We start from the raw sequence: 9,136 nt of genomic DNA, 5'->3' as shown, positions 1-9,136 counted from the left end.
CCGGTCTCAAGCTGCCTGTTTTGCAGTGACGAACGCCGCAAGGCTCGCCACGTTGCTGAAGTGGTTACGGGTGTCCTTGGCGTCGGCGTCGATCTTGATGCCGTATTTTTTCTGGATCGCCAGGCCCAGTTCCAGGGCGTCGACGGAATCCAGGCCGAGGCCTTCGCCGAACAGCGTCTGGTTGTCGCCGATGTCCTGGACACTGATGTCTTCAAGGCCCAGGGCATCGATGATCAGTTCTTTGATTTCACGGTGTAGATCGCTCATCTTCGGCGAGCTCCTGAGTAAAGTAGTGATGCAGGTAATCGTTGAGCTTGCGCGAGGCTTGAGGTGCCGGGCCTTGCGCGGAGAAGGCCTGTGGGTCTATATCGGCGCCTACCTGAAAACTGAAGTGCACGCGTCTTTTGGGAATCCGGTACCAGGGGTCGGCCTTGGTCAGGGTGGTCGGGTTGACCTTGATGACCACCGGGGTGAGGATTTTCGCACCCCGCAGGGCGATCGACGCGGCCCCCCGATGAAAGGAAGGCGCTTTGCCCGGCTCGGTGCGGGTGCCTTCGGGGAAGATGATCAGGGTCTGGCCGCTTTTCAGCGCATCGGCGGCGGCGTCGAGCATGTCCATGCTGCCGTCGTTGCTGATGTATTGGGTGCGCCGCAGCGGGCCGCGGGTGAACGGGTTTTCCCAGAGGCTGCTCTTGACCACGCAGTTGGCATGGCGCACCAGGCCGATCAGGAACACCACGTCGATCAGCGAGGGGTGATTGGCGATGATCATCTGGCCAGGACGACCCAGTTTGTCCGCGCCTTGAATGTCGTAGGTCAACACGCCACTACGGGCCATGATCCGGATGAACAGCCAGAAACAGCGACTGACGGTTCGTCGCGCACGCAGACGGTGGGTCTCGGCGCTCCCTGGCAGGCAGCTCAATAGCGGCAATATCACCAGGCGCAGGCACAGCCCGGCAAGCCCGAAAAGGGCGAAGCTCGCAGCAGTGGCCAGCCAGCGCCAGTAATAGGCGTCGCGGTTTTTCTCGGTCACGGATTGCGTTGCCAGGTCCATACACGATTTTTCCAGGCATGTTGGCAGGTGGTGTGCTGGCCGAGCAGGGCAGGCAGGAGATTCAGGGCATGCGGCCACTGGGCTTTGGACAGCGTATCAGGGGTGCTGTTCAGGGACAGCTGCCAGTCGTTGCCGGATGTCAGCAACAAGCCGACCGCGTAGGGAAAGGGCACATCGTCGATGCAGTTCGAGTAGGCCTCGGGAGGTTGCTCCTCGGTGACCACCAGCAGCACCGCAGGCGCGCCTTCGGCGAGCAGCGCGGCCGCCTCCAGCATGCCGTGCTCCAGCCCGTCGCCGGCGGCGGCCAGGGCCGTCATTTCGCTCGTTTCGCCGCGCATGATCGACCATAGGCCGATGACTGCGTTATGCACCGAGAGGCTGAACTGAGTGGGCGACAGCGGCTGCCCGGCCGCGAGGTCGCTGAGAATGTCGAAGGTGCGCGGGGTTTCGCCGTGACGGGAAACAAAGACCAACGGTAAATCGGTTCGACCCTCGGCCAACGGCCAGCCGACGCTGAACGCCATCCGCGCCAGACGACTGAGCCGCCGCCGTTGCATGGCCGGTAGAAACGAGACATCAGGGGCGGCATCGCTCCTTTGCGGCGCGACCGGTTGTCGGCTCCAGGCTTGCCAGTCTTCGGCGCTTTCCAGCCCGGGAGCCCAGGCGCGCCATTGGACGATGTTGAAATTGATCACAGGCATTTCATCCCGCCCCTGCGGGCTTTCTTGACACGGCAAGTCGAAAGACAGCGGTTTGACGCCGAGCGCCGAGTGGCGCGCATTATCCCGGTGCGGCGTGCACCTAGCAAATGCTGGTTACATTTTGCACAACGATCCGGCGGGTGAGCGGCTGTCGTTCGGCGATTATCCATGATGAGCCGTCGGTTTCTGTCGGCTCCAAAGGCGTTTTCAGAGTGAGATTTCGGCTTTTACAGTCAGGGTTAGTACAGGACGGTGTAGTCCTTCCGACAGGGAGGTAGCAAAGCGACGCCGGGGACTACTACACTCGGTCATTCTTTAGATACACGGAGGTTTTGACATGCGGCGCGTGGTGTTCAATCAGAAAGGCGGCGTGGGCAAATCCAGCATTGCCTGCAACCTGGCGGCAGTCAGTGCCAGCGAAGGGTATCGCACCCTGCTGGTGGACCTCGATGCCCAGGCCAATTCGACCCAGTACCTCACCGGGCTCACAGGTGAAGAAATCCCCATGGGGATCGCCGAGTTTTTCAAGCAGACACTGTCTTCGGGGCCCTTCTCGAAGAAAAACCGGGTCGACATCTACGAAACACCCTTCGACAACCTCCATGTCATCACGGCGACCGCCGAGCTGGCCGACTTGCAGCCAAAACTCGAGGCCAAGCACAAGATCAACAAGCTGCGCAAACTGCTTGAGGATCTGGACGGCGAATACGACCGTATCTACCTCGATACACCGCCGGCGCTGAATTTTTACGCAGTCTCTGCATTGATCGCCGCTGATCGTGTGCTGATTCCCTTCGATTGCGACAGCTTCTCACGCCAGGCGCTGTATGGCCTGCTGTCGGAAATCGAAGAATTGAAGGAAGACCACAATGAAGGGCTGGAGGTTGAAGGCATCGTGGTCAACCAGTTCCAGGCCCGCGCCAGCCTGCCCCAGCAAATGCTCGACGAGTTGATTGCCGAAGGCCTGCCGGTGTTGCCGGTGTACCTGGGCTCCTCGGTGCGCATGCGCGAATCCCACGAAGCCAGCACGCCGCTGATCCACCTGGATCCACGGCACAAATTGACCCAGCAGTTCCGTGACCTGCACAACCTGCTGGAAAGCGCCTGACGTTTACCTGCCCCTGTGGGAGCGAGCAGGCTCGCTTCCACACTCAATGGCGTGATTTCAGAGGCCCTGACTGCGCAACCAGCTCATCAACTGCGGCAGTGGAAACGCTCCGCTCTGGCGCGCCACCTCCCGGCCGTTCCTGAACAGGATCAGGCTCGGAATCGAGCGGATCCCCAGTTGTGCAGACAATTGCGGGTTCGCTTCGCTGTCCAGCTTGGCCAGCCTGCATTTTCCCGCCAATTGCGCCGCCGCTTGCTCGAATACTGGCGCGAACGACTTGCACGGCCCGCACCAGTCCGCCCAAACGTCCACCAGCAACGGCAGGTCGCCCTTGATCTGGCTGGCGTAATCGCCCTGTGTCAGCTCGAAAGGCTTGTTCAGCAGGACTTCGCCCTTGCAGCGACCGCATTTCGGCTGGTCGCCCAGACGCTCGGCGGGGATGCGGTTGAGGCCGTTGCAGTGAGGGCAGGGGATGAGGAGTGGGTCGGTCATGATCGAGCTCTTGGGGTTGGCTAATTACACGGATGATCTGGAGTCCGAATACGGCTTTATCAAGTGCGTCGCCACCGCAGATGGAGGATGTTGCAATCGCTCAAATTTTTCCCGGCGCGTGGCGGTGGTCAGTGGCTAGGCTTGAAGCAACTCCAACACCGTTCGATGCTCAGAGGGCTTCGCTTTGTTATCTACCGCGTGCTACTTTTGTTGCACTTATCGAGAGATCGATGCCCTGTTATTGCCGGATAGGAGTTATCCCATGTCCGTGACATCCAAGATACGCCGCCAGGGAGGTGCAGCAGTGATTACGATCGCGCCTACATTGCTCAAGCTTTTGCAACTGGAAGTGGGCGCGCAACTGGAGCTCAATGTGGTTGACGGTGAATTGATTGCGCGCCCGGTCAAGCCAGAGCGTCCGAAGCGTTACAGCCTTGCGCAATTATTGGAGGGCGCTGAAGAAATGTCTGAGCTGAACGCACAGACTGCAGCTGCGCGAGAAGGTGATCGCGTTGGCCGGGAGCTGATTTGATGGTCCGTCGCAGTGCTCCGCAGCGAGGGGATGTGTACTGGATTGATCCGAATCCTGTCGCGGGCCGCGAGATGATGAACCGACACCGTTTTGTGGTGATCACGCCGAGAGAAATCAACGCGCTGGGCGTCAGCATGACTGTACCGGTCACCAGCGGCGGCAATTTCAGTCGAAACGTGGGCCTGGCAGTCAGTGTCTCGGGGCACGAAACGAACGGTGTCGCGGTCTGCAATCAGGTGCGCAGCTTTGACATCCAGGAGCGCGTTCTCAATGGCTCGGCCAAGTTCATCGAGCGCCTGGATGATGTCACGGTTGCGGACATCGTCGCGCGAGTGATCAGTGCAATCGATCCGTTGGATTGAAGGCTCACGACGAACAACTGATCTCCAGATGCTTGCCCCACTCCGGTGGCCGTTCGGCATAACTTTCCATGCCCGCTTGCTCTTCGAACGGATTGCTCAGCACCTTGTGCAGTTGGCGCACTTCTGAATAATCGCCACGTTCAGCCGCATCGATGGCTTTCTGCGCCAGGTAGTTGCGCAGGATGTACAGCGGATTGACCGCGTGCATCCGTTGCTGGCGTGCCTTCTGATCCTGCTCGCCGTCACGCCCGACCCTTGCAACGTAACGTTCGGCCCAGGCATCGAACCCCCTGATGTCGACAAAGTCATCGCGCAAACGGGCCACCGCCGCGTGCGGGGCTTCTTCGCCGAGACGGCGGAAGAACAGGCTGTAGTCGACGCCGCTGTTCTGCATCAGTTGCAGCAGTTGTTCCAGCAGTGGCTGGTCATCGTCCTCGGCCGTGGTGAATCCGAGGCGGCGGCGCATCAGGTCCAGGTAGTGGGCCTGGAACAACGGCAGGTACAGGCCCAGGGTTTCGCGCAGCGCTTCGACGCTGATGAAGGGGGTCAGGGCCTGGGCCAGAGCGCTGAGATTCCACTGGCCGATCGGCACCTGGTTGCTGAACGAGTAGCGGCCCTGGTCGTCGGAGTGGTTGCAGATGAAATTGGCATCGAAATCGTCGAGGAAGGCGAAGGGGCCGAAATCGAAGGTGATGCCCAGGATCGACATGTTGTCGGTGTTCATCACGCCGTGGCAGAAACCGTAGGCCTGCCACTTGGCGATCAGCTCGGCATTGCGCTCGACGATTTCGCGGAACATCGCCAGATACGGTTCCGGCTGCTCGCGGCATTCGGGAAAGTGCATCGCCAGCACGTGCTCGCCGAGTATTTTCTGCTGTTCCGGGCGTTTGGTGTAATAGAAGTATTCGAAGTGGCCGAAGCGCACATGGCTGGGGGCCAGGCGCAGGACCATGGCCGCGCGTTCCTGTTTCTCGCGCCACACCGGGGTGTCGGAGCCGATCACGCACAACGCCCGGGTGGTCGGGATGTTCAGCGCATGCAGGGCTTCGGAAGCGAGAAACTCGCGGATCGACGAGCGCAGCACGGCCCGCCCGTCGCCCATGCGCGAGAAGGGCGTCTGGCCAGCGCCCTTGAGGTGCAGGTCCCAGTGCTCGCCCGCCTGGTTGTAGACCTCGCCCAGCAACAGGCCGCGTCCATCGCCCAGTTGAGGGTTGTAGGAGCCGAACTGGTGACCTGAGTAGACCATCGCCCTGGGCACGGCGTCGGCCCAGAGCTTGTGGCCACTGAACAACTCGGCGAACTCCTGAGTTTCAGCCACGGCCGGGTCAAGATCGAGCAGCGCCATGGCGGCCGGGCTCGATACCACCAGGCGTGGGTTGTCGATCGGCTCAGGGAGTACATGGGCGGAAAAAGCATCGCCCAGGCGATCGAAGCGGTTATCGAAGGTCAGTTCGTCGAGGGCTTTCACCGGCCATCTCCAGCAGAATGTCCGAGCATTCTGCTAGGGATAGCGCGGTTAGTCGAGTTTGGCGGGCGGCGGCTCTTGCATCGGTTTGCCATCGGCGAGCGGCACGATGGTTTTGTTCTCCGGCTCGATGGGCACCATTTTGTATTCCTGGCCGTGCAGGTTCTTCAGATAAACCTCCATCTGCCGGAACGAGATGTTGATGTGCTGCTTCTTGAATTCGCGGTTGATGAAACGGTTGACCTCGTCGAGCACCGGGTTGCGGTCGCCGAGGTCGCGCACGTGCATGCGCAGCTCGTGGTCGAGGGTGCTTTCGCCAAAGTTCAGGAAGTACACGTGGGGTTCCGGCTCCTTGAGCACTCGCGGGTTTTCCCGCGCGGCCTTGAGCAGCAGTTCCTTGACCAGGTCCAGGTCCGAACCGTAGTCGACGCCGAGTTTGAGCGTGACCCGGGTGATGGTGTCGGTCAGGGACCAGTTGATCAGTTGCCCGGTGATGAACGTCTTGTTCGGGACGATGATGTCCTTGCGGTCGAAGTCGGTGATGGTCGTGGCGCGAATGCGGATCTTGCTCACCGTGCCCGACAGGTTGCCGATGGTGATGGTGTCGCCGATGCGCACCGGGCGTTCGAACAGGATCATGATCCCGGAGATGAAGTTGGCGAAGATCTCCTGCATGCCGAAGCCGAGTCCGACGGACAGCGCCGCCACCAGCCATTGCAACTTGTCCCAGCTCACGCCCAGGGTCGACAGGGTCGAAACGAAACCGACGCCGGCAATCACGTAAGACAGCAATGTGGTCGTGGCATAGGCGCTGCCCTGAGCCAGGTCCAGCTTGGACAACACAAAGACTTCCAGCAGGCCCGGAAGGTTGCGCGCCAGGGCAAAGGTGATGCCGATGATGATCAGCGCGCCGAGCATGTCGCCGATGCTGATCGGCACCATGCTCATGTTGGCGCCGGTGCCGCTGGTGTATTCGTAGAGGGTGACGTTGTCCAGGTAGGAGAAGACCGAGATCAGGTCCGACCAGACCCAGTACAGCGCCGCGATGAAACCGCCGAGCAAGGCCAGGCGAATCAGGCGCAGGGACTGTTCGTTGACCTTCTCGATGTCCAGGGTCGGTTCTTCGATCACCGCCTCGCCGTCGCCGGCCTCTTTGGCGGCCTGCCGTTTGGCCAGTGCGCGCTGGTAAGCCAGGCGCCGCGCCGCCACGCTGAGCCCGCGCACGAAGGTGGCTTCGATCACCAGCCAGAACATCAGCAGGTACAGGGTATTGATCAATCGGTCGCTGAGCTTCAGCGCGGTGTAGTAGTAGCCGAAGCACACCGCCACGAACAACGCGATCGGCAGGGCGGTAAACATCACGCCCACGGCCTTGCGGAACAGTGAAGTGTTCCTGTGGGTCGGGCTGCTGATCAGCAGGCGGCTGAGCAACAGGGCCATCAGGGCGTAGCAGGTCAGCACCACTGGCATGCCGAGCACGTCGTCGGCCAGTGCCGCCGGTTGCAGTTCCGCGACCGCCACCACGGCCACCAGGGCCATGACCACCAGTCCGAGCCGACGAATCCAGGCTTGCAGGAACTCGACCTGGGGTTTTTCCCAGCGGAAATGCAGTTCGGCCACACCGCCCGGCGCGAGGATCCGGTAGGCGGTGTAGAACACCAGCCAGGCCATTGCCATTTGCAGCAGCGCGGCACCCATGTTGGCGTTTTGTCCGCGGGCGTCGAACTGCAGCGCCAGCCCGCACAGGGCCAGGCCCAACGCGACGGGCATCGCCAGCAGAATATTGATCAGGATCGCCTGGGGCGTGTGCAACTGGCTGTCGCGCTTGAAGTGACCAATGTCCTGGTGGACCTTGTTCAGTCGGGCATACAGGGCCTTGCGTCGCCACAGCAGGGCGCCGATCAACAGCACCAGCGGCAGGAACAGCAGCGGACGCTGAGTCAGGCCGTCGGACAGCTCGCTGAAGCTCGAGGCCAGCGGCAGGGTCGCGATCTGACGTTGCAGGCGTTCCGGCACGCCACGCATCCACTCCGGGTCCAGTGGCTTGTTGCTCGGAATCCAGAACATCTGCTCGTCGAGGGTCGCGCGCAGGCTTTGCGCGGTACTCAGCAGTTGCTTCTGGTTGAGTTGCAGGGTGATGGATTCGTTGAGCACCGCGCTGAGTTCGCGGTTCAGGCGTTCCAGCAGGTCGGCGCGGGTGTTGGCCAGTTCCAGCAAACTTTTGCGCAGTTGCGGGGTGACTTGCTCGGGCGGCTGGGTCGACAGCAGGTTATCGACATAGGTCGTCGGATTGCTGAGCAGTTCGCGCTGCTGGCTGACTTCGAATTGATACAGGCGAATGTCGGCGATCTGGTCGGCCAGGTCGCGGTCGACCTTCAGGCGTGGCAGGCCCTGTTTCTGTTTGTAGAGAATCTTGGACAGCAGCAGGCTGCCCTTGAGCACGTTGATCTGCTCGTCCAGGGCCGAATCGCTCTGGGTCACGTTGTCCAGTTGCTGCTTGGTCTGCAGGTTCTGCTGGGTGACGACGTTCAGGCGGTCGGTGCTTTTGAGCAGGTAGTCGGAGAGCTTCAGGTTGGCCGCGCTTTCGGTGGCCAGCAGCGCGCTGCTGCCGGATTTTTGCGCTTCGATCGACTGCTGCGTCACGGTCTCCTGGGACTGGGCGAGACGCTTCTGGTTGATCAGGGTTTGCAGCTCCTGGATTTCCTGATCCAGGCGATCGGATTTTTCCGTCAGCAAGTCGTGCTGGCTGTTGCCCAGGTCCTGCAACTGGCTGTTGCCGGCCAGTTCCTGGCGGCGCAGCGGGATCAGTGCATTGAGCGCCGCCAGCTCGGCGTTCAGCAGGTCGCGCTGTTCGCTGCTCAAGGCCTTGCCGGCATCTTTACCGGCCTTGAGGATGTTGTTGATCTGCTGGATGCGGGTCTGGCTGCTGGAAATTTCTGCCTGGGCGCGTTCCGGACGGGTCTGGGCGGTGATGACCAGGCTGTTCGCGTCGGCGAGGGCTTTTTGCAGGTCGCTCTGCTGGGTCGCGCGCTCGGTGAGCATCTGCTCCAGCTGCGCGATGGATTCCTTGGTGTAGCGCTGCGCCACTGGCGTCACGCTGCTGGCCTTGAGCCGGGTCAGCTCGCGCTGGTTCTCAATTGTCTGTTTGGGGGCGTTGGCCAGTTGCTGCTTGATATCGGCAAGCTTCTGCTCATAGTCACGCTGGTTGCCGAGCTGGGTCAGGGTGTTTTGCAGGACGGTCTGCAAAGCCTTTTGATCGGCTTCTGGCAGTTTGCGATCGGCGATCTTGTCCAGGCTCGCCTGCACGGCTTCTCGGGACGGCGGTTCGGCCGCTTGCAACGTTCCGACGGACAGACTCAGGCCCAGCAGGGCCGTGATGAAAAAGGTGCGCAGGGTTGACATAGATTTCGATCGGAGAC

9 protein-coding genes are annotated in these 9,136 nt (G+C 61.2%); 3 read left to right on the top strand and 6 right to left on the bottom strand.

Going from position 1 to position 9,136, the window contains the following annotated elements; genetic code table 11:
- Positions 1-6: 6 nt before the first annotated feature.
- The 3 genes from QIW53_RS14520 to QIW53_RS14510 are packed head-to-tail and all read right to left on the bottom strand — an operon-like array spanning position 7 to position 1,758.
- Positions 7-267, bottom strand: a complete 261-nt coding sequence (locus QIW53_RS14520) for a phosphopantetheine-binding protein (protein WP_371050293.1) — start codon at positions 265-267, stop codon at positions 7-9.
- Entirely contained in the window at positions 248-1,057 is an 810-nt protein-coding gene (locus tag QIW53_RS14515) for a lysophospholipid acyltransferase family protein (RefSeq protein WP_371050292.1), read from the bottom strand. Before QIW53_RS14515 ends, QIW53_RS14520 begins: the two co-directional genes overlap by 20 nt.
- Positions 1,033-1,758, bottom strand: a complete 726-nt coding sequence (locus tag QIW53_RS14510; protein ID WP_371050291.1) for a beta-ketoacyl synthase chain length factor — start codon at positions 1,756-1,758, stop codon at positions 1,033-1,035. Before QIW53_RS14510 ends, QIW53_RS14515 begins: the two co-directional genes overlap by 25 nt.
- Positions 1,759-2,095: 337 nt before the next feature.
- Between QIW53_RS14510 and QIW53_RS14505 the strand changes: the two genes are divergently transcribed.
- Positions 2,096-2,866: a ParA family protein gene (locus QIW53_RS14505; RefSeq protein WP_371050290.1), complete on the top strand. Its 771-nt coding sequence runs from the start codon at positions 2,096-2,098 to the stop codon at positions 2,864-2,866.
- 57 nt (positions 2,867-2,923) lie between these two features.
- Here QIW53_RS14505 and trxC read toward each other — a convergent pair whose 3' ends face one another.
- Entirely contained in the window at positions 2,924-3,358 is a 435-nt protein-coding gene (gene trxC, locus QIW53_RS14500; protein WP_371050289.1) for a thioredoxin TrxC, read from the bottom strand.
- A 262-nt stretch (positions 3,359-3,620) separates the two neighbouring features.
- On the opposite strand from trxC, the gene QIW53_RS14495 reads away from it, so the two are divergent.
- Positions 3,621-3,890 carry an AbrB/MazE/SpoVT family DNA-binding domain-containing protein gene (locus tag QIW53_RS14495; RefSeq protein ID WP_201193798.1) on the top strand — a complete coding sequence of 90 codons (270 nt, stop codon included), beginning with the start codon at positions 3,621-3,623 and terminating at the stop codon, positions 3,888-3,890.
- Positions 3,890-4,252 (top strand): type II toxin-antitoxin system PemK/MazF family toxin, encoded by a 363-nt coding sequence (locus tag QIW53_RS14490; protein WP_201193796.1) that lies wholly within the window; start codon positions 3,890-3,892, stop codon positions 4,250-4,252. Before QIW53_RS14495 ends, QIW53_RS14490 begins: the two co-directional genes overlap by 1 nt.
- Before the next feature lie 4 nt (positions 4,253-4,256).
- Here the strand turns inward: QIW53_RS14490 and selO are convergent, their stop codons facing one another.
- Both selO and mscK read right to left on the bottom strand, forming a co-directional pair.
- Positions 4,257-5,720 carry a protein adenylyltransferase SelO gene (gene selO, locus QIW53_RS14485; RefSeq protein ID WP_371050288.1) on the bottom strand — a complete coding sequence of 488 codons (1,464 nt, stop codon included), beginning with the start codon at positions 5,718-5,720 and terminating at the stop codon, positions 4,257-4,259.
- Between the two features lie 48 nt (positions 5,721-5,768).
- Complete coding sequence (gene mscK / locus QIW53_RS14480; RefSeq protein ID WP_371050287.1) at positions 5,769-9,119, bottom strand: mechanosensitive channel MscK; 3,351 nt, start codon at positions 9,117-9,119, stop codon at positions 5,769-5,771.
- Positions 9,120-9,136: the final 17 nt, after the last annotated feature.

The sequence above is a fragment of the Pseudomonas fluorescens genome, from assembly GCF_041354075.1.
GTDB classification, from domain to species: domain Bacteria; phylum Pseudomonadota; class Gammaproteobacteria; order Pseudomonadales; family Pseudomonadaceae; genus Aquipseudomonas; species Aquipseudomonas fluorescens_CE.
This window is presented reverse-complemented; position numbering and strand designations above follow the sequence as displayed.